The organism is Actinoplanes sp. NPDC024001 (genome assembly GCF_040638955.1).
Classification (GTDB): Bacteria; Actinomycetota; Actinomycetes; order Mycobacteriales; family Micromonosporaceae; genus Actinoplanes.
In genome coordinates, this window is sequence record NZ_JBEZZB010000031.1 from 44,443 (window position 1) to 66,115 (window position 21,673).

At 70.0% G+C, this 21,673-nt stretch carries 26 protein-coding genes and 1 pseudogene; 20 read left to right on the forward strand and 7 right to left on the reverse strand.

All coding sequences use genetic code 11. The annotated features are described in order from the left end of the window. Positions 1 to 24 precede the first annotated feature (24 nt). Entirely contained in the window at positions 25 to 1,176 is a 1,152-nt protein-coding gene (locus tag AB0F81_RS14740) for a cystathionine gamma-synthase (protein ID WP_360196538.1), read from the reverse strand. Positions 1,177 to 1,200: 24 nt separating this feature from the next. Between AB0F81_RS14740 and AB0F81_RS14745 the strand changes: the two genes are divergently transcribed. From AB0F81_RS14745 to AB0F81_RS14785, 9 genes and pseudogenes are all read left to right on the forward strand, one after another. Continuing rightward, a complete protein-coding gene (locus AB0F81_RS14745) occupies positions 1,201 to 1,629 on the forward strand; it encodes an HIT family protein (RefSeq protein ID WP_360196541.1) in 429 nt (142 codons plus the stop codon). A gap of 20 nt (positions 1,630 to 1,649) precedes the next feature. Then, positions 1,650 to 2,309 (forward strand): peptide-methionine (S)-S-oxide reductase MsrA, encoded by a 660-nt coding sequence (gene msrA / locus AB0F81_RS14750; protein ID WP_360196543.1) that lies wholly within the window; start codon positions 1,650 to 1,652, stop codon positions 2,307 to 2,309. A 146-nt stretch (positions 2,310 to 2,455) separates the two neighbouring features. Beyond that, the gene (locus AB0F81_RS14755; protein ID WP_360196546.1) at positions 2,456 to 2,665 is read left to right on the forward strand and encodes a hypothetical protein; all 210 of its coding nucleotides are present in this window, start codon (positions 2,456 to 2,458) and stop codon (positions 2,663 to 2,665) included. Then, the gene (locus tag AB0F81_RS14760) at positions 2,653 to 3,057 is read left to right on the forward strand and encodes a type II toxin-antitoxin system VapC family toxin (RefSeq protein WP_360196549.1); all 405 of its coding nucleotides are present in this window, start codon (positions 2,653 to 2,655) and stop codon (positions 3,055 to 3,057) included. The genes AB0F81_RS14755 and AB0F81_RS14760 overlap by 13 nt, the downstream gene beginning before the upstream one ends. Before the next feature lie 59 nt (positions 3,058 to 3,116). Then, positions 3,117 to 3,224, forward strand: a pseudogene (locus AB0F81_RS14765) (peptide-methionine (S)-S-oxide reductase); the annotation flags it as partial. A gap of 40 nt (positions 3,225 to 3,264) precedes the next feature. Continuing rightward, positions 3,265 to 3,612, forward strand: a complete 348-nt coding sequence (locus AB0F81_RS14770) for a hypothetical protein (protein WP_360196552.1) — start codon at positions 3,265 to 3,267, stop codon at positions 3,610 to 3,612. 157 nt (positions 3,613 to 3,769) lie between these two features. Continuing rightward, positions 3,770 to 4,156 carry a hypothetical protein gene (locus AB0F81_RS14775; RefSeq protein ID WP_360196555.1) on the forward strand — a complete coding sequence of 129 codons (387 nt, stop codon included), beginning with the start codon at positions 3,770 to 3,772 and terminating at the stop codon, positions 4,154 to 4,156. Between the two features lie 320 nt (positions 4,157 to 4,476). Further along, on the forward strand, positions 4,477 to 5,277 hold the full coding sequence (locus tag AB0F81_RS14780) for an SDR family oxidoreductase (RefSeq protein ID WP_360196557.1): 801 nt from the start codon (positions 4,477 to 4,479) through the stop codon (positions 5,275 to 5,277). Positions 5,278 to 5,479: 202 nt separating this feature from the next. Further along, positions 5,480 to 5,806 carry a hypothetical protein gene (locus AB0F81_RS14785; RefSeq protein WP_360196560.1) on the forward strand — a complete coding sequence of 109 codons (327 nt, stop codon included), beginning with the start codon at positions 5,480 to 5,482 and terminating at the stop codon, positions 5,804 to 5,806. Between the two features lie 4 nt (positions 5,807 to 5,810). Here AB0F81_RS14785 and AB0F81_RS14790 read toward each other — a convergent pair whose 3' ends face one another. After that, the gene (locus tag AB0F81_RS14790) at positions 5,811 to 5,975 is read right to left on the reverse strand and encodes a hypothetical protein (RefSeq protein WP_360196563.1); all 165 of its coding nucleotides are present in this window, start codon (positions 5,973 to 5,975) and stop codon (positions 5,811 to 5,813) included. Positions 5,976 to 6,066: 91 nt separating this feature from the next. Between AB0F81_RS14790 and AB0F81_RS14795 the strand changes: the two genes are divergently transcribed. From AB0F81_RS14795 to AB0F81_RS14810, 4 genes are all read left to right on the forward strand, one after another. After that, positions 6,067 to 7,494: a CYTH and CHAD domain-containing protein gene (locus AB0F81_RS14795; RefSeq protein WP_360196565.1), complete on the forward strand. Its 1,428-nt coding sequence runs from the start codon at positions 6,067 to 6,069 to the stop codon at positions 7,492 to 7,494. Next, positions 7,494 to 8,429: a polyphosphate kinase 2 gene (gene ppk2, locus AB0F81_RS14800; protein WP_360196568.1), complete on the forward strand. Its 936-nt coding sequence runs from the start codon at positions 7,494 to 7,496 to the stop codon at positions 8,427 to 8,429. Before AB0F81_RS14795 ends, ppk2 begins: the two co-directional genes overlap by 1 nt. 333 nt (positions 8,430 to 8,762) lie before the next feature. After that, a complete protein-coding gene (locus AB0F81_RS14805) occupies positions 8,763 to 9,665 on the forward strand; it encodes a ribonuclease Z (RefSeq protein ID WP_360196571.1) in 903 nt (300 codons plus the stop codon). A 19-nt stretch (positions 9,666 to 9,684) separates the two neighbouring features. Beyond that, the gene (locus tag AB0F81_RS14810) at positions 9,685 to 10,191 is read left to right on the forward strand and encodes a GNAT family N-acetyltransferase (protein WP_360196573.1); all 507 of its coding nucleotides are present in this window, start codon (positions 9,685 to 9,687) and stop codon (positions 10,189 to 10,191) included. Between the two features lie 479 nt (positions 10,192 to 10,670). Here the strand turns inward: AB0F81_RS14810 and AB0F81_RS14815 are convergent, their stop codons facing one another. After that, entirely contained in the window at positions 10,671 to 11,006 is a 336-nt protein-coding gene (locus tag AB0F81_RS14815; protein ID WP_360196576.1) for a hypothetical protein, read from the reverse strand. Positions 11,007 to 11,183: 177 nt separating this feature from the next. Between AB0F81_RS14815 and AB0F81_RS14820 the strand changes: the two genes are divergently transcribed. Then, positions 11,184 to 12,113, forward strand: coding sequence for a trypsin-like peptidase domain-containing protein (locus AB0F81_RS14820; RefSeq protein WP_360196579.1), 930 nt, complete (start codon positions 11,184 to 11,186; stop codon positions 12,111 to 12,113). A gap of 19 nt (positions 12,114 to 12,132) precedes the next feature. After that, positions 12,133 to 13,158, forward strand: a complete 1,026-nt coding sequence (locus AB0F81_RS14825) for a DUF695 domain-containing protein (protein ID WP_360196582.1) — start codon at positions 12,133 to 12,135, stop codon at positions 13,156 to 13,158. Positions 13,159 to 13,161: 3 nt separating this feature from the next. On the opposite strand, the gene AB0F81_RS14830 is transcribed toward AB0F81_RS14825, so the two are convergent. Together AB0F81_RS14830 and AB0F81_RS14835 are read right to left on the reverse strand one after the other, a co-directional pair. Continuing rightward, complete coding sequence (locus AB0F81_RS14830) at positions 13,162 to 14,520, reverse strand: cystathionine beta-synthase (protein ID WP_360196585.1); 1,359 nt, start codon at positions 14,518 to 14,520, stop codon at positions 13,162 to 13,164. 3 nt (positions 14,521 to 14,523) lie between these two features. Beyond that, on the reverse strand, positions 14,524 to 14,868 hold the full coding sequence (locus AB0F81_RS14835) for a YkvA family protein (RefSeq protein ID WP_360196588.1): 345 nt from the start codon (positions 14,866 to 14,868) through the stop codon (positions 14,524 to 14,526). Positions 14,869 to 15,081: 213 nt separating this feature from the next. Here AB0F81_RS14835 and AB0F81_RS14840 point away from each other — a divergent pair, with 213 nt between their 5' ends. From AB0F81_RS14840 to AB0F81_RS14860, 5 genes are all read left to right on the forward strand, one after another. After that, positions 15,082 to 16,119 (forward strand): SGNH/GDSL hydrolase family protein, encoded by a 1,038-nt coding sequence (locus AB0F81_RS14840; RefSeq protein ID WP_360196638.1) that lies wholly within the window; start codon positions 15,082 to 15,084, stop codon positions 16,117 to 16,119. A gap of 30 nt (positions 16,120 to 16,149) precedes the next feature. Next, complete coding sequence (locus AB0F81_RS14845; protein WP_360196591.1) at positions 16,150 to 16,938, forward strand: SGNH/GDSL hydrolase family protein; 789 nt, start codon at positions 16,150 to 16,152, stop codon at positions 16,936 to 16,938. An 89-nt stretch (positions 16,939 to 17,027) separates the two neighbouring features. Continuing rightward, positions 17,028 to 18,272: an acetyl-CoA C-acetyltransferase gene (locus tag AB0F81_RS14850; RefSeq protein ID WP_360196594.1), complete on the forward strand. Its 1,245-nt coding sequence runs from the start codon at positions 17,028 to 17,030 to the stop codon at positions 18,270 to 18,272. 87 nt (positions 18,273 to 18,359) lie between these two features. Beyond that, positions 18,360 to 19,706: a hypothetical protein gene (locus AB0F81_RS14855; protein WP_360196597.1), complete on the forward strand. Its 1,347-nt coding sequence runs from the start codon at positions 18,360 to 18,362 to the stop codon at positions 19,704 to 19,706. Beyond that, entirely contained in the window at positions 19,703 to 20,152 is a 450-nt protein-coding gene (locus tag AB0F81_RS14860) for a GNAT family N-acetyltransferase (RefSeq protein ID WP_360196599.1), read from the forward strand. The genes AB0F81_RS14855 and AB0F81_RS14860 overlap by 4 nt, the downstream gene beginning before the upstream one ends. Positions 20,153 to 20,231: 79 nt before the next feature. Here AB0F81_RS14860 and AB0F81_RS14865 read toward each other — a convergent pair whose 3' ends face one another. Both AB0F81_RS14865 and AB0F81_RS14870 read right to left on the reverse strand, forming a co-directional pair. Continuing rightward, positions 20,232 to 20,540 (reverse strand): hypothetical protein, encoded by a 309-nt coding sequence (locus AB0F81_RS14865; RefSeq protein WP_360196602.1) that lies wholly within the window; start codon positions 20,538 to 20,540, stop codon positions 20,232 to 20,234. An 86-nt stretch (positions 20,541 to 20,626) separates the two neighbouring features. Further along, on the reverse strand, positions 20,627 to 21,469 hold the full coding sequence (locus AB0F81_RS14870; protein ID WP_360196605.1) for a Bax inhibitor-1/YccA family protein: 843 nt from the start codon (positions 21,467 to 21,469) through the stop codon (positions 20,627 to 20,629). Positions 21,470 to 21,673 lie beyond the last annotated feature (204 nt).

Genomic DNA, 21,673 nt, shown 5'->3' on the forward strand with positions numbered 1-21,673 from the left:
CGCAGTTTCTCCAGCGTCCGGTCGTTATCCGAGCGCCTGCTCCAGGTCGGCGAGCAGATCGTCAACGGTTTCGATGCCGACAGACAGTCGCACGAGATCGGCGGGAACTTCAAGCGCCGAGCCCGCAGCCGACAGATGTGTCATCTGTCCCGGGTGCTCGATCAGCGATTCCACTCCGCCGAGCGACTCCGCCAGCACGAAGAGCTTGGTCCGGTTGCAGATGGCGATCGCCTGCTCCGGCCCGCCGGCCGCCCGGAACGAGACCATCCCGCCGAAGCGGCTCATCTGCTTGGCCGCGGTCTCGTGCCCCGGGTGCTCCTCCAGGCCCGGGTAGAGGATCTGCCCGACCGCCGGGTGCTCACGCAGGTAACCCACGATCCGCTCGGCGTTGTCACAGTGCCGGTCCATCCGTACGCCGAGGGTCTTGATCCCGCGCAGGGTGAGCCACGCGTCGAACGGGCCGTTGACGCCACCCATCGCGTTCTGGTGGAACGCCAGCTCGTCGCCGAGCCCGGTGTCCGCGGTGATCAGCGCGCCGCCGACCACATCGGAGTGGCCGCCCAGGTACTTCGTGGTGGAGTGGATCACCACGTCGGCGCCGAGCGCGATCGGCTGCTGCAGATACGGCGAGGCGAACGTGTTGTCCACCGCGAGCAGCGCGTCGTACTCGTGGGCGAGCGCGGCCAGCGCCGCGATGTCAGCGATGTTCAGCAGCGGGTTCGTGGGCGTCTCGGCCCAGATCAGGCGGGTGTGCCCGGGCCGGAACGCGGCGCGCATGGCGTCCAGGTCGTCCAGCGGGGCGGCGGTCCAGTCCAGGCCCCAGCGCTCGGCCACCTTCGCGAACAGGCGGTACGTGCCGCCGTACGCGTCGTTCGGGATGACCACGTGATCGCCGGGCCGGCACACCGTACGCAACAGGGTGTCCTCGGCCGCGAGGCCGCTCGCGAAAGCGAGCCCGCGCCGGCCGCCCTCGATCGCCGCAAGGCACTCCTGAAGGGCGTCCCGGGTCGGGTTGCCGGACCGGCTGTACTCGTAACCCAGGCGGGGGGCGCCGACGGCGTCCTGGGCATACGTGCTCGTCTGGTAGATGGGTGGCACCACCGCACCGGTTCGCGGGTCCGGCTCCTGGCCGGCATGGATGGCGAGGGTGTCGAACCCGTAGCTGTTAGCCGTCATGTTGCGCAAGGCTAGTCTCACCTGATGGCGGACTGCGTGTTCTGCGGCATCGTGGCGGGATCGATCCCGGCTTTCATGGTCGCGTCGTCCCCGGCCGGCGTCGCCTTCCTCGACATTCGCCCGGTCTTCAAGGGGCACGTCCTGGTGGCGCCCCGGCCACACATCGTGCAGTTCACCGACCTGCCGGCCGACCTGCTGCCGGAGTACTTCCGGTTCGCCCAGCAGATCGCCGCCGCGGTGCCCGCCGCGCTCGGCTCCCAGGGCACCTTCGTGGCGATGAACAACATCGTCTCCCAGTCCGTCCCGCACCTGCACACGCATGTCGTGCCCCGCACCAAGGGCGACGGCCTGCGCGGCTTCTTCTGGCCCCGCCGCAAATACGAGAGCGACGACGAGGCCGCCGAGACCGCCGAGACGATCGGTAAGGAATACCTCCGCCTCAGCGTTGCGTAAAGCGGACGAAGGGAGTGACCGTGTTCCTGCGGTTCAAGAAGTTCGACCTGCCCACCGCCGAGACCGCGCTGCCCGGCCGCGACACCGAGATGCCGGTCTCCGACACCCACACCGTGCTCGGCACCCCGCTGAAGGGCCCGTGGCCGGCCGGCCTGGAGGTCGCGGTCTTCGGAATGGGCTGTTTCTGGGGCGCGGAGCGCATCTTCTGGCAGCTCCCCGGCGTGTACTCGACGTCCGTCGGCTACGCCGGCGGCTTCACCGCCAACCCCACCTATGAGGAGACCTGCTCAGGCACGACCGGGCACACCGAGGTGGTCCAGGTCGTCTACAACCCCACCAAGATCGCGTACGAGGACCTGCTGAAGGCGTTCTGGGAGAACCACGACCCGACCCAGGGCATGCGGCAGGGCAACGACGTCGGTACGCAGTACCGCTCAGCGATCTACACCACGACCGAGGCGCAGGCGGCGACGGCTGCGGCGTCCCGGGAGGCCTTCCAGCCGGTGGTGACGAAGGCCGGGCGCGGTGAGATCACGACGGAGATCAGGCCGCTGACGAGGTACTTCTACGCGGAGGACTACCACCAGCAGTACCTTTCAGGTGACAAAAACCCCAACGGGTACTGCAACCACGGGCCGAACGGCATGACCTGCCCGATCGGTGTCACCAGAACCACCTGAGGTACGTCCCGAGTGCCCCCGGCTGCCACGGGGGCACCCACATCGGCCTCAGACGTTCGATCGGAAACACAGCCACGCAAACGGGGACCATCCGTCGTCGCGGCGAGTGGGACAATGGCGGTGCCCGACTTGGCGGAGGTGTCCTCATGTCCAGCAACGCTGAACCGAATTTCGCGTGGCCCTCGGCCGCTAACCATGTGACGGCCGCAGAACTGGCTCGCCGCCAGGGCGTTCAACCAGTCGCCTCCATCGATGACCTCGCCCGGCCAGACTTGTTCGAGTCCGACGACGACCTGGACGAGTTTCTCACCGACGTGTACGCCTCACGGCGGGCCGGGATCGCGTGGGCCTGGTAGTTCTGGATACCGACGTCGCGTCCGCGATTCTCCGAGGCAGGTTGCATGATCGGCTCCGCACTCGACTGGTCGGCAAGACCCTGTGCATCACTTTCGTCACGCTCGGCGAACTGACGAAGTGGACCGCACTGCGTAGTTGGGGGCCACGCAAGCTGGCAAGCCTGGCGGAGTGGCGCTCCAGCGTCGTGGTCCTGCCGTTCGACGAGGCGGTGGCCACAGCCTGGGGCCACCTTCAAGCCAGGGCGCAGCTTCGCGGGCGGCCTCGCCCGATCAATGACTCATGGATCGCGGCGTGCTGCCTGGTCGACCAGTTGCCGCTGGCGACATCTAACGGCAAGGACTACGCCGACTTCGCCGAGCACAACGGCCTGCGCCTCTTCGACGTCTCATAGCCGCTCGGTCCCGCATCGAGTCGCCCGGCCGCTCGGCGGCATCCAACGGAAAGCGCTGCCACCAGCAGTACGTGTCGGACGCGAAGAATCCGTACGGTTACTGCAACCACGGCCCGAACGGCATGACCTGCCCGATCGGCGTCGCGCGCACCAACCGACCTCGGTGAACCGAGACGGGCGCCGCGCTGGTGCCCGTCTCGTGCCACGATGAACGAGGAGGAGGTGACCGTCGTGCGTCGATATGCCAAACCTGTCGTCGTTGCGGACGACCTCACGCTGTTGCACGGCCGGACCACGGGTGTCGTCAAACTGCCACGTCACCTCGAATGGTCCGGTTCGGCTGACTACGACCTCGACAGCCCTGGCCGAATTGTCGACCTCTATCGCACGGTCCTGATCGAGGCGACCAAGGCGGATGACCTTCACGCCTTCCTTGATCTAACAGTTCTCACGCAGCTCTGGCCATCGCTCTGGCTACCACCGGATCTACGCCGCGCGTGGGAAGAACGCTTTCCGGAACTCAGGCGGACCGATTCCGGGGTCACCGCCGCGTAAGGTCCCCCGCATGGATCCACGTCACCGCGCGTTGGCCGAAATCGCCCCGCGCCGCGGGAAGTGGATACGGACTCGCTCTCGCCGGCGGCTACGCCGTCAGGGAGCACGGCATGGGCAACCGGCCGAGCGGCGATGTCGATCTGTTCACCGACTGGCAGTGCCGAGCGGACTTCCCGCCGTCGCGGATCTCGTCATCGAGGCCCTGACCGACAGCGGCTTCGTGGTCGAGGTCGTCGCTCGCGCCGACACCTTCGCCCGGCTTCTTGTCACCCGCGAAGACGAGGCCGGCACGGAGCCGCAGAAAATGGAGCTGGCGGCCGACTGGCGCGCCCACCCACCGGTGACACTCAGCGTCGACCCGGTGCTGCATCCGGACGGTGCAGTCAGCAACAAGATGGCCGCGCTCTACGGCCGCGCGCTGGCCCGGGACTTCCTCGACATCGATGCGATACTTGCCAGCGGACGCTATTCGTGCGATCAACTTCTCCAACTCGCGAAGTCAGCCGATCCCGGATTCGACCGGGCAACCTTCGCTGACGTTTAGGAGCGCTCGATCAGATCACCGATGCCGCTTTCGCTCCCTATGGCATTGATTCCGCAGCGATCCAAGACTTGCGCCGACGCTTCGCCCGCTGGCAGAGCGAACTGCGACAGGTCTGAAGCGTCGACCGGAAGGGAACAGTTGCCATCAGTAGCACCTAACGGACGCCAGGAATCCGTACGGTTACTGCGACAACGGCCCCAACGGCTCGACCTGTCCGATCGGGGTCGTCACACCAACTGACGGCGCCCTGAGCCCCGTACCTGCTCCAGCAGGTGCGGGCTCGGCCACGCAACCGGTTTCGCCCGCGAGGGGGTTGATCGATGATGCTGCTGGAGAACCGCATTGCGATCGTGCACGGAGGGAGCGGCTCCGTCGGCTCGGCCGTCGCGCGGGCGTTCGCGCGGGAAGGTGCGACGGTGCACCTGACCGGGCGTACCCGGGCCACCCTCGAAGATGTGGCCGAGCGCATCCGCGCGGCCGGTGGGGTTGCGCACGTCGATGTTGTCGACGTGGTGGACCGGGACGCGGTCGAGCGGCACGCCGCCGCGGTCGCCGAGCGTCACGCCGGCATCGACGTGTGCTTCAACGCCACCTTCAACGACGACATCCAGGGCACACCCCTGGTGGACATGGCCGTCGGGGACGTCATGCAGCCGGTTGCCAAGGCGGTCACCTCGACGTTCAACGTGGCCACGGCGGCCGCCCGGCACATGGTCGACCGCGGCAGAGGGGCCATTCTCGTCATGGGTGGCGGCCGCGAAGCCATCCCCGACCTCGGTGGCTCCCATGTTGCCTGGGCCGCGGTCGCCGGCCTGTGCCGCCAGTTGGCCGCCGAACTCGGCCCGCACGGCGTGCGCGTCGCCTGGCTGCTCTCACCGGGCTCACCGAACCCGGGTGAGCTCGGCACCGGCGAGGCCGGCACGCGCGAGCCCGGCACGGACGGCCCCGGTCAGGACCGGCCGAGCCAGGAAGAGCAAGACCCGGAAGCCGGGCGGCTGCTGCTCCCGCGGCGCCCCAGTTACGACCAGGTCGCCAACGCGGCCGTGTTCGCCGCCTCCGACTGGGCCGCAACGATGACCGCCACCGAGATCAACCTCACCGCCGGCGCCGTCATCGACTGACGCCCGCCCAGCAAGCCGGCCGGCCCAGCAGGCCGCAGGCCCGGCAAGCCGGCCCTGCGGGCGGCCCGCCGAGCCAGCTCGTTGATCAGCCGATCCCGCGCTCGGCAAGAGCTGGGCCCGCTTTTCACACACACGATCGAAAAAGATCGACATATCCAGAAATCCTGCCCAAACTCGGAGTTACGAGAGCGGGAGGTGAACCATGTCCCCGGGTTTTCAGAACAACGCTGAGCGGGCCGCCTGGGAACTCGCTGAGACTTTGCTGCAGCAGGGCCGGGCCATGATGCGCGAGGCCGAGAAGGCGATGGAGACCTGGCGCACCGGCAAGGAGATGAACCGGCAGCGCTGCGCACGCCGCGGGATCAGCGCCTCCGATGCGGAGATCCGCTGGTCGGCGACCGCCACGGCGAAGAACGCGATCACCAACAACAACTTCCACATGGGCCTCGCGACCATGTATTACGGGGCCGCTACCGCCAATTACGCCCGGGCGCTGTACCTGCGGGACGCGGACAACGCCCGGCTCTGACCCGTCACTCCTCCGGCGCGTCGTGCTCGGCGACCGGGGATGCCGGCGGCCGGGGCGGGTCGGCCTGCGCCGGCGTGGCCGGGACGGTCAGGGCCAGACCGAGGACGGCGCCCGCGCCGATGAGGCGCAGGCCGGCGAGGGAGACGGGACGACCTTCGGGCTTCTCCATGCGGCACTCCTTCTTCAGCCGGGCTCCCACGATGCCAGCGGAACCTGAAACACCGCTGTGTTTGTCGCCTGGAAACGGGCACCATTGATGTGTGGAGATCGCCACCGAGACCGAGCGCAAGTACGACGTCCCCGAGACCTTCGAACTTCCGGACCTGGCCGGTGCGGCCGGCATCGCCAGCGTCGGCAACGCCGAGATCCATGATCTCGACGCCACCTACTTCGACACCGAAGACCTGCGGTTGATGAAAAACCGTCGGACACTTCGCAAACGCACCGGCGGCACCGACGCGGGCTGGCACCTGAAGACGCCCGGCGACGGTTCCGGGCGCACCGAGCACCGGGTGTCCGGCGAGAGCGACACGGTGCCCGACGAGCTGTCGCGCCTGGTCCGGGTTCATGTGCGGCGCCGGCCGGTGGTCCCGGTCGCCCGGTTGTGCACACACCGGGTGGAGACGCCGCTGCGCGACGCCGAGGGCCACGTGCTCGCGCTGGTCGCGCAGGATCAGGTCCGCGCCGAGTCGGACGGTGAGCAGACCTCCTGGCAGGAGGTCGAGGTGGAGCTGGTCGAGGGTGACGTGGCGGTGCTCGACGCGGTCGAGCAGGCGCTGCTCGACGCCGGCGCCACGCCTGCGGCGGGCCCGTCGAAGGTGGCCCGGGCGCTGGCCGGGCGGCTCGCCGCCGGCCGCCAGAAGGAGACCAAGGGCAAGATCAACCCCGTTTTCCGGTACGCCCGTGAGCAGCGCGACGCCATTGTGGGGTGCGACCCCGCAGCCCGCCGTGGCGAGGAGGAGGCGGTGCACAAGATGCGGGTCGCCACCCGTCGTCTGCGCAGCACGCTGAAGACCTACAAGCGGTGGTTCCCGGAGACGGACACCGGCAACGAGCTGCGCTGGCTGGCGCAGGCCCTGGGCGCGGTCCGTGATCCGCAGGTGCTGGAGCAGAAACTGCTGGCCGACGTCGAGCAGTCCGGCCCGGAGTTCGAGCCGGCCGCGCAGCGGATCCGCTCCGGGCTGGAGCACCGGGTGGAGCTGGGCCGTGAGCAGCTGGCCGAGGCGCTCGACTCGGACCGCTACCTGAATCTGCTGGACTGCATCGACGAGCTGGTGGACGGCCCGCCGGCGAGTTCCGCCAAGCCGGCGAAACGCACCCGCAAGATCGTCCGCAAGGCCGACGATCAGCTGGACGCGGCGATGGCCTCCGGCGTCGACGAGGAGATCCACGAGGCCCGCAAGACCTACAAGAAGGCGCGGTACGCGGTCGAGCTGATCCAGCCGGAGGCCGGCAAGCCCGCCAAGCGTCTGGTGAAGGCGCTGACCGCGCTGCAGGACGGCCTCGGCGCCCATCAGGACTCCACCGTCGCCCGCGAGGTGCTGCGCGAACTCGGTTCGGACAGTTTTCATTTCGGCGTGCTATACGGCAGGCAGGAATCGGTGGGTAAAGAGACTCTCCGAGCGGTGCCCGCGCTCGTGCGGGCGTCCCGGCGTAAGAAGGTGCGACGTTGGCTGGCGAAGGCTTGATGACGGACGAGGAGCGGACCACTCCTCCCTATGAGGGACCGATTGCCGAGTTGAGCGGCTATCGCGTGGCGGACGACGAGGACGACGATCCGCGGCTGCTCAACGCGGACGGCTCCCCGGTCGACACGTGGCGCGAGGACTACCCGTACGACGAGCGGCTGGCACGAGCCGAGTACGACCATCAGAAGCGGCTGCTGCAGATCGAGCTGCTCAAGCTGCAGAACTGGTGCAAGGACACCGGGTCCCGGCTGGTGATCCTCTTCGAGGGCCGGGACGCCGCGGGCAAGGGCGGCACGATCAAGCGCTTCATGGAGCATCTGAACCCGCGCGGCGCCTCGGTGGTGGCACTGGAGAAGCCGAACAAGCGCGAGGAGACCCAGTGGTACTACCAGCGCTACATCAAGCACCTGCCGGCGGCCGGTGAGATCGTGCTGTTCGACCGGTCCTGGTACAACCGGGCCGGCGTGGAGCGGGTGATGGGCTTCTGCGAGCGCCACGAATACCTGGAGTTCATGCGGCAGACCCCGGAGCTGGAGCGGATGCTCGTCCGGTCCGGCATCCATCTGGTGAAGTTCTGGTTCTCGGTCTCGAAAGGCGAGCAGCGCACCCGCTTCGCGATCCGCCAGGTCGACCCGGTGCGCCAGTGGAAGCTCTCGCCGATGGACCTGGAGTCCCTGGACAAGTGGGACGACTACACCGAGGCGAAGGACGCGATGTTCTTCTACACGGACACCGCCGACGCCCCGTGGACCGTGGTGAAGAGCAACGACAAGAAGCGGGCCCGGCTGGAGGCGATCCGGTACGTGCTGCACCGCTTCGATTACGCCGACAAGGACGCGGACATCGTCGGCACTCCGGACCCGAAGCTGGTGGGGCCCGCCTCACTCGTGGTGGAAGGAACCGAAATGTCGCCCCGGGTATTCCCGCGGCTGTAGTGATTCAAAAAGCGTTGGCAGGATCCCCTCCCGGTGGTTAACGTGGCCGTACACGTGAAGGGAGGTGGTCCGAAGTTGTATAGCAACGGGACTCGTGAGGTGGCTGTCCGCTAGCCGCTGTCCTTGACAGCTAGAACTTCGTTTCTACGTCGAGACCGTGTGGCAGCGGCCCGGCGAGTACCAGACAGCCACCCGACCCCAGGGGATCCGGCCTTGTCCGACCGGACCGCACTCGTTCGCGAGTGTGGAGAATCCCCTGGGGTCGCTTTATTTCCGCAGCGCGAGATCTCTGCGGCACGAGATTTCTGCGGCGCGAACGGTGCGGGGGCTCAGATGCGGGAGTTGGTCGTGCTCGGTTCAGCCAGCCAGGTGCCCACCCGGCACCGCAACCACAACGGTTACCTGCTGCGCTGGGACGACGAGGTGATCCTTTTCGACCCGGGTGAGGGCACCCAGCGCCAGATGCTGCTGGCCGGCCTCGCGGTCTCCCCGCTCAAGCGCATCTGCATCACCCACTTCCACGGTGATCACAGCCTGGGCCTGCCCGGCATCCTGCAGCGCGTCTCGCTGGACCGGGTGCCGCACCCGGTAACCGTGCACTTCCCGGCCGGCGGCCAGGAGTTCTACGACCGCCTGCGGCACGCCACCAGCTACTGGGACCACGCCGAGATCGTCCCGTCGCCGGTCGGCGCGGGCTTCAGCGTGGAGACCTCGGCGGGGCGCCTCACCGCGCTGCCGCTCTGGCATTCCATCGAGACGTACGGCTACCGCCTCACCGAACCGGATTCCCGCCGGATGTTGCCCGACCGGCTGGCGCAGTTCGGCATCAGCGGGCCGGCCGTCGGTGAGTTGCAGCGCACCGGGCGGCTCGGTGACGTGACGCTGGAGCAGGTCAGCACGGTCCGCCCGGGCCAGCGGTTCGCCTTCGTGATGGACACCGGCCTCTGCGACAACGTGTTCGCCCTGGCCGAGGGCGTCGATCTGCTGGTGATCGAGTCGACGTTCCTGGCCGAGGACGCCGTGATGGCCGCGCAGGTCGGCCATCTGACGGCCGGCCAGGCCGCCGCGGTGGCCCGCGAGTCGGGCGTGGGCACGCTGGTCCTGACCCACTTCTCGCAGCGCTATCAGGACGCCGGCCGGTTCCTCGACGAGGCCCGTAAAGAGTTCGACGGTCCGATCGTGATCGCCCAGGATCTGATGCGGGTGCCGATGCCGCCCCGGCGCGTCGCCGGCTGACCGGGCTACCGTCGAAGCCATGACCGTTTTGCTCCGTCCGGCACAGGATTCTGATCCGGCTCCCGTCGGCGCCCTGCACCACCGGTCCCGCGCCGCGGCCTATGCCGGGTTGCTCGACCCCGCCACGTTCGCCGGCCGTGGCCCGGAGATGCTCGCCGAGTGGTGGACGGAGCGGTGGCGCTGGGAGCGCGAGACGCACCGGATGACCGTCGCCGAGCAGGACGGCGAGCTGATCGGTTTCAGCTACATCGGCCCGAGCGAGACCCCCGGCGCCGCCGAGCTCTACGCCCTGCACGTCGACCCGGCGTGGGTCGGCACCGGGATCGGCCGGCAGCTCATGATCAAGGCGCTCGGCGATCTGCCGCGCTATCAGGCCGATCGCGCGGTGCTCTGGGTGCTGGAGGGCAACAAGGTGGCCCGCCGCTTCTACGAGAGCGGCGGCTGGCAACCCGACGGCGCGACCCGGGTGGCCCCGGTGAACGACACGCCGCTCCCCCAACTGCGCTACACCCACCCCCTCGGCTGACACCCAGCGTCGTCTCAGCGCCCCGAACACAGCGCTGGCGGTCAGCCGGAGAACTCGGCTGACCGCCAGTGTCGCGCCGTGGCGCCGGAGGCAGCACTGGTGGTCAGCCGGTAACCGGTGGGGTGGGGCTGCCACAGGGCTGTGCTAGTACGTACGAAAAATGGGGTGAGAAAGCGGAAAGCACGCCGCGGGGGAAGCGGCGTGCTGGTGGGGCGGGAGTACGAGACCGAGTGAATGCGGGGGAACCTGTTGGTCGCGTACTCCCGCCCACCGCCCCGCCCGAACCGGATGCGCCTGGCCGGAGGCGCGGACCAGCGGAGGCGTGCTGGTCCGGTACCAGTTCAAGGGCGGGTCTGGGCGCGGGATACCGGAACGCTGGCGGGGCGCTCCGGCGTCACCGCCGGGGGACGTCGCCGGGCCGGGAAGCCGTTGCTTGCCGGGGGACGGTCAAGCGCTTCGGCGACGTCGAGGTCTGCGAGTCAGTCGAGGTACCTCCACTGATTGTCGTTGTGGCCGAACTCCGGGCGGTGCCGGCCGGGAGCGTTGTCGTAGTCGTCCAGGCCGTATCGGCGGCCGGGCAGGGTACGCATGCTGTTGACGTCATGCCGCAACGTCCAGGCCTCGCGCCACGGCCGGCGCGCCGCGGCGTCGGCCCGTTCTGCCAGGCGACGTGCCGAGCACGGCCAGCGCCATCCACACCAGACACAGTTGCCGTCCACACCGGCCGCCATGTGGCGGCCGAGCATGTGCTGCGCGTCCCGCCACAGCAGGCGGTCCACGATGTCGGCGGGCGCCGCCTCGTCGACGTCGACCATTCCCTAATCCTCCGTCCGGGACTGGTTCATAGCTCCGTCACGACACATACAACCGCGACAAGCCATCGGCCGGTCGGACTGTCTGTGCGACTGTGGCGACTATCCGTAACGGGCAATGTTCGCCGTGGGCGGACGGCGCGCGGGCATCGACTCAAGTCAGCGGCTGTTGTCTGTCACATGGACACCGAAGAATCCGAGGCGCTGGACGCCTACAGCCGGATCGTGACCGGCGTCGCCGCCCGTCTCCTGCCCTCGGTGGCCGCCCTCTCGGTCCGATCGCCCCGCGGCGGAGCCGGTTCCGCGGTCACCTTCACCGACGACGGGTTCCTGCTGACCAACGCGCACGTCGTGGCCGGCGCCACCGGCGGCTCGGCGGCCTTCGCCGACGGCACCGAATCCCCGTTCGACGTGGTCGGCGCCGACGCGCTCTCCGACCTCGCCGTGGTGCGGGTGCATCGTCCGGGCGCCCCGGCCGCGCCGCTCGGCGACGCCGACGCCCTGCGGATCGGGCAGCTCGTGGTCGCCGTCGGCAACCCGATGGGCCTGGCCGGCTCGGTCACCGCGGGCGTGGTCTCCGGGCTGGGGCGCTCGCTACCGGCCCGGGACGGCCGCCGGGTCCGCATCATCGACAACGTCATCCAGACCGACGCGGCCCTCAACCCGGGCAACTCCGGCGGTGCGCTCGCCGACTCCACCGGCACGGTGGTCGGCATCAACACGGCGGTCGCGGGGTACGGGCTGGGCCTCGCCGTACCGATCAATGCCGCCTCCCGCTCGATCATCGGTGAGCTGGTCGCCACCGGCCGGGTGCGCCGGGCCTGGCTCGGCGTGGCCGGCATGCCGGTCCCGCTGCCGCCGCCGCTGGCCGACCGCCTCGGCCAGAAGACCGGCCTGCGGGTGGTGGAGGTGGTGCCGGGCAGCCCGGCCGGCAAGGCCGGGGTCTACCTGGGCGACATTCTGATCACCGCGGGCGGGCAGCCGGTGAGCAGCGTGCAGACGCTGCAGCGGCTGATGCTGGGCCCGGCGATCGGCGTCGACCTGCCGATCACCCTGCTGCGGCGCAACGCCCTGGTCGACGTGGTGACCGTCCCCACCGAGCTGGCCTGATTAGCGGTACCGTCCGCGAATGATCTTCAGGCGGCGACGAAAGCCGGATCCGGCGGTGGCGATCGAGGCGTTCTGGTCGTGGTGGGCGGCGGGTGGCCGGATGCGCGCCGAGAAGCAGATCTCCGGCGGCCCCGATGACCGGCTGATCGAGGAGATCGGCACGCTGGTGTCGGCCATCCATCCCGAGCTGCACTGGGAGTTCGCTGCCGGCACCGCGTCCCGGCATCTGCTGGTGATCAGCGCGGGCGGCGATGCGGAGCTGCGCTCGGTGGCCGAGCGCTGGCGCCGGGCCGGCCCGGCGCCGGACGAGACCTTCGGATATGCGAGCGCGCGCCAAGGCAACCCCGGCGCACTCGACGGCAGCCGCCTGTCGATCGCCGGGCACCAACTAGCGCTCGGTGACCTGCGGTTCAGCGCCGAGGTCGACCAGGAGCAGGACTGCGTCCACGTCGAGGTGTGGCACCCGGCGTTCCCCGGCATGCCGCAGGAGGCGCGGGACCAGATCGCCTTCCTGTCGCTCGACTGGCTGCTCGGCGAAGATGCGGTCGAGATCTGGGTGGGCGCGATCTCCGCGGCCACCGTGCCCGGCGCCGGCCTGACCGGCCGGGACCTGGTTGCCCTGGTCACCGGCCTCGCACCGGCGGACGGCAGTTTCCACTGGCGAGCGCTGTCCGGAACCCGGGACGGCAGACCGCTCCTCGCTCTTGTGCAGAGCCCGTTACGGCCGGCCTGCCATCCCGGTCACGACCTGCACGTCCAGTTGGACGTGCCCTACCGGGGGCGAGATGACAACGGCCTCCCGGCGGACGACGTGTTGCCCCGACTGCACGCCCTGGAGGACCACTTCGGCCGGTACGCGGACGGCGCGGTCGTCGTCGCCCACGAGACCTGCGACGGCGTACGCACCACCCACCTGTACGCCGACCGCCCGGCCATTGCCGAAGCGCTGAAACCGCTGGTCGCCTCCTGGCCGGGCGGGCGTGTCCGGATCACCGTCACGCCCGACCCGGCCTGGGAGCGGGTGTCGCACCTGAGCCCGAGGTGACCCTCAGGAGAGGTGGGCGAGCAGATCCTGCCGGGTCAGCACGCCCGCGGGCTTGCCGTCGACCAGGACCATCGCGGCGTCCGCCTTCTCCAGCAGCACGACCGCCTCGGCCACCGGCTCGCCGCCGCCGATCATCGGCAGCACGTCGCTCATGTGCTTCTCGATCGTGTCGTGCAGGTGGGCCTGGCCGGTGAAGAGCGCGTCCAGCAGCGCCTTCTCCGAGATGGAACCGGCCACCTCGCCGGTCACCACGGGCGGTTCGGCCTTCAGCACCGGGAGCTGGGAGACGCCGTACTCCCGCATGTAGTCGATCGCGTCGCGCACCGTCTCGGTCGGGTGCACGTGGATCAGCGGCGGGATCTCGGCGCCCTTGCCGGCCAGGGCGTCGGCCACCGTCGGCGTGCCGGCCTGGGTACGCAGGAACCCGTACCGGGCCATCCACTTGTCGTTGAAGATCTTGGACAGGTAACCGCGGCCGCCGTCCGGCAGCAGGACCACGACGACGTCGTCCGGGCCGGCCTTGCGGGCCACCTCGAGCGCCGCCACCACGGCCATCCCGCAGGAGCCGCCGACCAGCAGGCCCTCCTCCCGGGCGAGGCGGCGGGTCATCTCGAACGAGTCCGAGTCGCTCACCTCGATGACCTCGTCGGTGACGCTCTGGTCGTACGCCGTCGGCCAGAAGTCCTCACCGACGCCCTCGACCAGGTACGGCCGGCCGGTCCCACCGGAATAGACGGAGCCCTCCGGGTCGGCGCCGATGATCCGCACCGGCCCCTGCTCCTTCAGGTACCGCCCGACGCCGCTGATCGTCCCGCCGGTGCCGACCCCGGCCACGAAGTGGGTGATCTTGCCGTTGGTCTGTTCCCACAGCTCCGGGCCGGTCTGCTCGTAGTGCGAGCGCGGGTTTGCCGGGTTGCTGTACTGATCCGGTTTCCAGGCGCCGGGAATGTCCCGGGTCAGCTGGTCGGAGACGTTGTAATAGGAGCGCGGGTCCTCCGGCGCGACCGCGGTGGGACAGACCACCACCTCCGCGCCGTACGCCCGGAGCACGTTCTGCTTGTCCTCGCTGACCTTGTCGGGACAGACGAAGACGCACTTGTAACCGCGTTGCTGGGCCACCAGGGCCAGACCCACGCCGGTGTTGCCGCTGGTCGGCTCGACGATCGTGCCGCCCGGCTTGAGCAGGCCCGCCTTCTCGGCGTCCTCCACCATCCGCAGCGCGATCCGGTCTTTCACCGAGCCGCCGGGGTTCAAGTACTCGACCTTGGCCAGCACGGTGGCGCTGATGCCCTCGGTCACGCTGTTCAGACGGACCAGCGGAGTGTTACCGATGATCTCGACCACGTTGTCGTAATAGCGCACGCTTTACTTTACGACCAGGCGCGGGTGGGTCCGCTCCCACTCCAGGAACCGCTCGGTCTCGGCGAGCACGGCACCAGCCAACCAGGTGACCATGACGGCGTCGTCGATCAGCCCGAAGACCCAGAGCAGCGCTTCCGGGACGGCGTCGATCGGGGAGATCACATAGGCGGTCGCGGCCGCCATCAGGGCTATCCGGAGACCGCCGTCGTACTCCCCACGGGCCGTGGCGGCGGCCATCCGCGGCAGGGCCGCGAGCCGCTTGCTGAGCGACGGTCCACCTCGGGCACCAGCGGTCAGCGCCCGGCTGAGTGCCGTGAACGCCGCCGCACGTTTCAACGTTTTGGCCATGTCTGTTCCCTTCTCCGCTACTCCAGCATGACCTGGGCGCGCCATGATTGCCTCTTTCCATCGCGAGTTAGCCTCGAATTCCAACCCCAGGTGCCGATCATGGGCGAGCCGGATGGTTCCCTTCGAGAGACAGCGAGGGAGACTGTGAGCAGCATCGATTGGACTAGCGCCACGGCGCGGATCCGCGACCTCTCCCCCGAGGACCGGCAGCGGATCAGAACAGCGGGACGGGTCGCCGGGCAGGTGACCGGAGCGCTCGCGGGGTTGACCGCCCTCTCCGCCGGGTTGCTGATGCGGCAGGCGGCCGACGCGCGCCGGGTGATCCCGATGGCCGAGGCGCCGCCGCCGCGCGGCGACGGTGTCTACGGGGCGAAGTTCGGCGGGAAACCGCTCAGCCTGGTGATTCTCGGCGACTCGACGGCGGCGGGGTACGGCGTGCACCGTACCCGCGAGACGCCCGGTGCGCTCTTCGCCACCGGGATCTCCCGGCGGCTGCGCCGGCCGGTCCGGCTGCACCGGCTGGCCGTGGTCGGCTCGGTCTCGGCCGGCCTGCCCTACCAGGTGGACGCGGCCCTGGAGTACGCACCGGACCTCGCGATCATCCTGATCGGCGGGAACGACGTCACCCACGCCTCGGGCTTCCCCGCGGCCGTACGCCATCTGGCGGACACCGTGCGCAGGCTGCGCGCCGCCGGTTGCCGGGTGGTCGTCGGCACCTGCCCGGACATCGGCGCGATCAAGCCGATCAAGCCGCCGCTGCGCTGGCTGGCCCGCCGGTGGAGCCGGCAGCTCGCCGCCGCGCAGACCGTGGCGGTGGTCGAGGCCGGCGGGCGGACCGTGTCGATGGGCAACCTGCTGGGCCCGATGTTCGAGGCGGATCCGGTGCGGATGTTCGGCTCTGATCGTTTCCACCCGTCCGCCGAAGGGTACGCACGTGCCGCAGCGGTGATGATGCCGACGGTGATGGCCGCCCTCGGTGAGGACGACCGCGCCGCGGTTCCGGTCGCCGAGGGGGTCCGCACACTCCCCGAGGCGGCCGACGAGGCGGTCCGCGCGCCGGGCACCGAGGTCAGCCCGACCCAGGTGGGCGGGCGCGATCGGGGACCGGCCGGCCGGTGGGCGCAGCTGCGCCGGCATCCGTGGTTCGGCGAGCCGCGGCACTGGTTCGGTGCACGGACCACCGCTGTTCCCGGCGGTGCCCCACCGGACGGGGCCGTAGGGTATACCCCAGAGGATCATCAAGTCGGGTGATGCCGAGTGAACCGAGCAGGGAGGCGGGACATGGCCGGGCTGCCGGAACGACTGAGCAAGGCCGCGGCCACCAGCCTGCTGGCCGGGGCGGTGGGTGGCGCCGCACTGCTGGCGGGCGAACTGCTGGCCGCCAAGGCCCGGCGGTACGCGAAGCCGACCATGGGCCTGGCCCTGCGCACGTCCATGGGCCCGCAGAACGCTCCGCCGCTGCGCCTGGTCCTGCTCGGTGACTCGGCCGCGGTCGGGGTCGGCGTGGAGTGGCTCTCCGAGACGGTCGGTGGCCAGCTGGCCCGGCTGCTGGCCGACGGCACGCCGGAGTCCGGTCAGCGGCACGTGCTGCTCTCCAGCGTCGGCGTGGCCGGCTCGCGCTCCAGCGACCTCGCCACCCAGGTGGCCCGGGCGCTGCTCGGCGACCGGCCGGACGTCGCGGTGATCCTGATCGGCGCCTACGACGCGGCTTCCGGGCGCAGTCCGGAAGATGCCGCGGGGCATCTCGGGCAGGCGGTCCGGCGGCTGCGCTCGGCCGGCGTGCAGGTGGTCGTGGGGACCTGCCCGGATCTCGGGGCGGCCCGCTCGCTGGCGCCGCCGCTGCGGCAGATCGCCGGGCTGGTCGGCCGCCGCATGGCGAAAGCGCAGGCCAAGGTGGTCACCGACGCCGGCGGCGTGGTGGTCGACCTGGCCGCGGAGACCGGTGCGGTGTTCCGCGCCGACGCGGGGACGCTCTGCTACGACGGCTTCCACCCGTCCGCTGACGGGTACCGGGTGTGGGCGCACGCGCTCTATCCGGCGGTGGCGAAGGCGGCATTGAGCGGCGTTTGAATTCCGCTTTTCGGGTGGTGGGCGGGGCGGTCGGACGGGTGTGACAAATTTGCGCTTCCGACCATGTTACCGGTGAGTAAACTGGGCGCATGCCGGAAGCTGTCATCGTCGCCACTGCCCGCTCCCCCATCGGACGCGCCCACAAAGGGTCGCTGAAGGATCTGCGTCCCGACGATCTCGCCACCACGATCGTCGACGCCGCCCTGAACAAGGTGCCGCAGCTCGACCGCACACTCATCGAGGACCTCTACCTCGGCTGCGGTCTGCCCGGCGGCGAACAGGGCTTCAACATGGCCCGCGTGGTCGCCACCAAGCTGGGCCTCGACGGCCTGCCCGGTGCCACGATCACCCGGTACTGTTCCTCGTCCCTGCAGACCACCCGGATGGCCTTCCACGCGATCAAGGCCGGCGAGGGTGACATCTTCATCTCGGCCGGCGTCGAGACCGTCTCGCGATATGCGCGGGGCAGCTCCGACGGCCTGCCCTCGGCCGCGCAGGAACTGGTCGGCGGCAGCTGGACCAACCCCGACTTCGCCGAGGCCCAGGCCCGCACGGTCGCCACCGCGCAGAACGGCGGAACCTGGCACGACCCGCGCGAGGACGGCCTGCTGCCGGACATCTACATCGGGATGGGCTACACCGCCGAGAACCTCGCCCAGCTCAAGAACGTCTCCCGCGAGGAGATGGACGAGTTCGGCGTCCGCAGCCAGAACCTCGCCGAGAAGGCCATCGCGAACGGCTTCTGGGACCGCGAGATCACCCCGGTGACGCTGCCCGACGGCACCGTCGTGTCGAAGGACGACGGCCCTCGCCCGGGCGTCACCCTGGACGCGGTCTCCCACCTCAAGCCGGTCTTCCGCCCCGACGGCCGGGTCACCGCCGGCAACTGCTGCCCGCTCAACGACGGCGCCGCCGCGGTGGTCATCATGAGCGACACCAAGGCCCGCGAGCTGGGCATCACCCCGCTGGCCCGGATCGTCTCCACCGGCGTCACCGCGCTCTCCCCCGAGATCATGGGGTACGGGCCGGTCGAGGCCTCGAAGCAGGCCCTCAAGCGGGCCGGCATGAGCATCGGCGACGTCGACCTGGTCGAGATCAACGAGGCGTTCGCCGCGCAGGTCATCCCGAGCTACAAGGACCTCGGCATCCCGCTGGAGAAGCTGAACGTCAACGGCGGCGCGATCGCGGTCGGCCACCCGTTCGGCATGACCGGCGCCCGCATCACCGGCACCCTGCTCAACGCGCTGGACTGGCACGACAAGAGCATCGGTCTGGAGACCATGTGCGTCGGCGGCGGCCAGGGCATGGCCATGGTGCTGGAGCGCCTCAGCTGATCATCTGATCCACCCGACCACGGGCCCGGCACGTCGCACCACGTGCCGGGCCTGTCCTTTTCCGGCGGGTTCTGATCGGATGGCCGGGTGCGGGACGAAGAGATCATCGAGCGGATCCGGATCGACCGGCGCCATGATGCGACACCGGCCCGGATCGGGCGGCACGATGTGGTCGTGGAGACGGTCCGGCTCGGTGCGGCCGTCGGCGAGCTGACCACGGTGTTCCGGGTGCGCGACGGCGTGATCACGCTGCTGCGGGCCGCACGGGGCACCTTCCGGGCGGACGTGGCGGCGACACTGCTCGACACCGCGGACCGGATGCCCGGCGACCTCGGCGGCGTCGTCCACGTCGCGGAGTTGCGGGCCGACGGGCTCGCCCTCGATCGGGCGGCGGTGTTCCGCCCTTCGCAGGCCTTCAACGACCCCGAACTCGCCTCGCTGACCGTTGCGGCCGTGCCGGTGCACCGCAGCGAGGTGCGGGAGGGGGAGACAACGGCCGCGTTCGAGGAGACCACCGGCAAGCTGATGCGGCTGCCGGTCAACGAGTGGGACCGGCAGCCGAAACCGCGCGCCCACGCCCGGCTCCTCGACGACTGGCCCGGCGGTCGGATGCGCAAGGTCAAGAAGCCCGGGATGTGGCCGGCCGAGCGCCTGTTCACCGAGGTGGCGCCGGATCTGGGCATTGAGGTCCGGCTGGAGGCCACGGACGTCAGGGGTCACCGGCTCGTGCTCAGCCGCACCTGGGACCGGCTCACCGGCGTCCTCACCCTCGCCAGCGACACCGAGAAACACGCCAGCAGCGCCGAAACGCACGCCGGCGACACGGAGTCGCACGCCAGCAGCGCCGACACGCACGCCAACGGCACCGAACCGTACGCCAGCAGCGCCGACACGCACGCCAACGGCACCGAACCGCACGCCAGCAGCGCCGACACGCACGCCAGCGGCACCGAAATCCTCGCCAGCGGCGCCGGAAGGCGCGCCGAGAAGCATCCGGTGGATGTTCCGCGGCTCGCCGCCTGGCCGGCGCTGGAGGCGATCTTCGCCGGCCGGGAGGTACGCCCGGCGGACCTCACCGTCGCCGGAACGCCGGAGACCGACGTCCTCGACGTCACGTTCCAGACGGCCGCACGCGGCTGGGCGGGCGCGCCGCGGCTGGACACCCTCGCCGACGCCCTCTCCCTGCTCACCACGCCGGGCCTGCACACCCCGGGCGACTGGGCCGCTTTCACCTCCCGCTCCGGCACCGTGGTGCAGGTCAGATGCGAGGACGACGGGCGGCTCTGGCTGGAATCCCCGGACGCCCGCAGCAGCAGATCCCTGGGACGGCACGTGACCGTCGACGAAGCGAGCCGGATGGTGACGATCCTGGCCCGGGAGGACCGCAGCGCCGTCGCCGAACTCGGCGGCCTCTCCACGGTGAGCTGGGGATGACGCCGGTCGGGATCCGGCCGGCCGGCGACATGATGGGCCAGGCCGCGGCGATCTTCGAGGAGTACCGGGTGCACTACGGCCAGACCCCTGACCCGGAGGGCACCCGGCGATGGCTGACCGAGCAGCTGGGCATCGGGCGGCTCGCGATGTCGGTGGCGGTCCGCGGCGAACACGCCTGCGGTTTGATCACGAGCACCGTCATGCCCGCCTCGCTGCGGCTGGGCACCTTCTGGTTCGTACGCGATCTCTTCGTGACGCCGGACCAGCGGCGAACCGGAACCGCTCGTGCCCTGCTGGAGCGGGTGATCGCCGACGCCCGCGCCGCGGGCGCGATCCGGGTGTCGCTGCAGACCGAGCCGGAGAACGAACCCGCCCTGGCGCTTTACACAGCGGCCGGCTTCCGGCCGGTGGAAGGACTGATGTCGCTCGCGCTGACCCTCAGCTGAGCGCGGCGCGAACCCCGACCCTCAGCTGAGCGCGGCGCGAACCCCGACCCTCAGCTGAGCGCGGCGCGAACCCCGGCCCTCAGCTGAGCGCGGCGCGAACCCGGTCGACCTCGGCGGTGGCGCGGGTGAGCAGGTTCGCGGAGGGATTGGCGGCCAGCAGATCGTCGGTCATCACGCGGATCTGGTCCGGCAGGACCATGTGGTGCAGGCGCGGCACCGGGCGGGACGGGCGCTGCTCGGCCTCGGCGCCCAGATCGGCGAGCTGCTGCACCAGCGTGTGCACCATCTCGGCGCGGGTGCCCGCACCGGACGGCGCCGACCAGCGGGTCTCCACCCAGTGGTGGACCAGGTTCAGCAGACGGTCGACGGAGGTCGCTAACTCGGGCACCCGGCGAGGGTACCCCGGAAACGGGACAACGCCCGGTCCGCGGGGAGACGGACCGGGCGTTGCCGTGTTGACTAGGTGACGAGCCGTCAGTCGTCGCCCTGGAGGAACGACAGCAGACGGAGGATCTCGATGTAGAGCCAGATGAGGCTGACCAGGATGCCGAAGGCGGCGGTCCAGGAGTAGCGGCGCGGGAGACCCATCCGCACGCCTTCCTCGATCTCGTTGAAGCTGAGGATGAAGCTCAGCGACGCCACCACGATGCAGACGAGGCTGAAGATGTAGCCCAGCGCACCGTTGTCCCGCAGCCCGGTCTCGACGCCGAAGAGCGCCAGCACCAGGTTGATCAGCATCACCGCGAAGAGGCCGCCCATCACGGCGATCAGCCCTCGGGTGAATTTCGGCGTCGCCCGGATGAGGCGTGCCCGGTAGAGCACGGCCATCAGGAAGAAGACGCCGAAGGTGGCGACCACCGCCTGCAGGATGATGCCCTGGAACCCGGCGATCACCGCGAAGAACTTGCTGACCATGCCGACGAAGACGCCTTCGACGACCGCATAGGTCACGACCAGTGCGGGGTTGGCGACCCGCATGAACGAGATGACCAGACCGAGCACGAGGCCGACCAGGGCCGCGCCGATCCATGCCGCGCTGGTCAGCGCGTCCGGAATGAGGTTCCACGCGGCGACCGCGGAGATGCCGGTGATGCCGAGCAGCGTGACCGTCTTGACCACGACGTCGTCGATGGTCATGGGTTCGACGGCCGGCGGGGACGCGGGGTAGCCCGTCGCAGTCGGGTAAGGCTCGCCGTAAGCCGGCTGACCGTAACCCGGCTGACCGTAGCCCGGCTGACCGGCCGGCCCGTATCCGGCCGCTCGCTCCCGCTCGGCCGCCTGGCCGAGGCGCGAGAGCACCGGGTTCGATGTCTTCACTGTTTCCAGCCTCCCTTGAGATTGCGGCGCTGTGCCTGTCGTTCAAGGGTAAGGGCAAGTCGCACATCCCGCCCTACCCCAACGCTGTGAGCAGGCTGAGAGTGCCTCATATCATCGCAGGTCAGAAGGCGTACGAACAACATCGCGGTCGCGGCTGCAAGCCGCGGCCGCGGGGCCGGTGGCCGGGGGGGGGGTGGAACCCCC

What these genes read in the sequence shown, in the direction of transcription:
- AB0F81_RS14740 (WP_360196538.1), bottom strand. Translation starts at nt 1,176, where the DNA reads ATGACGGCTAACAGCTACGGGTTCGACACCCTCGCCATCCATGCCGGC.
- AB0F81_RS14745 (WP_360196541.1), top strand. Translation starts at nt 1,201, where the DNA reads ATGGCGGACTGCGTGTTCTGCGGCATCGTGGCGGGATCGATCCCGGCT.
- AB0F81_RS14755 (WP_360196546.1), top strand. Translation starts at nt 2,456, where the DNA reads ATGTCCAGCAACGCTGAACCGAATTTCGCGTGGCCCTCGGCCGCTAAC.
- AB0F81_RS14770 (WP_360196552.1), top strand. Translation starts at nt 3,265, where the DNA reads ATGAACGAGGAGGAGGTGACCGTCGTGCGTCGATATGCCAAACCTGTC.
- AB0F81_RS14780 (WP_360196557.1), top strand. Translation starts at nt 4,477, where the DNA reads ATGATGCTGCTGGAGAACCGCATTGCGATCGTGCACGGAGGGAGCGGC.
- AB0F81_RS14785 (WP_360196560.1), top strand. Translation starts at nt 5,480, where the DNA reads ATGTCCCCGGGTTTTCAGAACAACGCTGAGCGGGCCGCCTGGGAACTC.
- AB0F81_RS14790 (WP_360196563.1), bottom strand. Translation starts at nt 5,975, where the DNA reads ATGGAGAAGCCCGAAGGTCGTCCCGTCTCCCTCGCCGGCCTGCGCCTC.
- ppk2 (WP_360196568.1), top strand. Translation starts at nt 7,494, where the DNA reads ATGACGGACGAGGAGCGGACCACTCCTCCCTATGAGGGACCGATTGCC.
- AB0F81_RS14805 (WP_360196571.1), top strand. Translation starts at nt 8,763, where the DNA reads ATGCGGGAGTTGGTCGTGCTCGGTTCAGCCAGCCAGGTGCCCACCCGG.
- AB0F81_RS14810 (WP_360196573.1), top strand. Translation starts at nt 9,685, where the DNA reads ATGACCGTTTTGCTCCGTCCGGCACAGGATTCTGATCCGGCTCCCGTC.
- AB0F81_RS14815 (WP_360196576.1), bottom strand. Translation starts at nt 11,006, where the DNA reads ATGGTCGACGTCGACGAGGCGGCGCCCGCCGACATCGTGGACCGCCTG.
- AB0F81_RS14820 (WP_360196579.1), top strand. Translation starts at nt 11,184, where the DNA reads ATGGACACCGAAGAATCCGAGGCGCTGGACGCCTACAGCCGGATCGTG.
- AB0F81_RS14825 (WP_360196582.1), top strand. Translation starts at nt 12,133, where the DNA reads ATGATCTTCAGGCGGCGACGAAAGCCGGATCCGGCGGTGGCGATCGAG.
- AB0F81_RS14835 (WP_360196588.1), bottom strand. Translation starts at nt 14,868, where the DNA reads ATGGCCAAAACGTTGAAACGTGCGGCGGCGTTCACGGCACTCAGCCGG.
- AB0F81_RS14845 (WP_360196591.1), top strand. Translation starts at nt 16,150, where the DNA reads ATGGCCGGGCTGCCGGAACGACTGAGCAAGGCCGCGGCCACCAGCCTG.
- AB0F81_RS14850 (WP_360196594.1), top strand. Translation starts at nt 17,028, where the DNA reads ATGCCGGAAGCTGTCATCGTCGCCACTGCCCGCTCCCCCATCGGACGC.
- AB0F81_RS14860 (WP_360196599.1), top strand. Translation starts at nt 19,703, where the DNA reads ATGACGCCGGTCGGGATCCGGCCGGCCGGCGACATGATGGGCCAGGCC.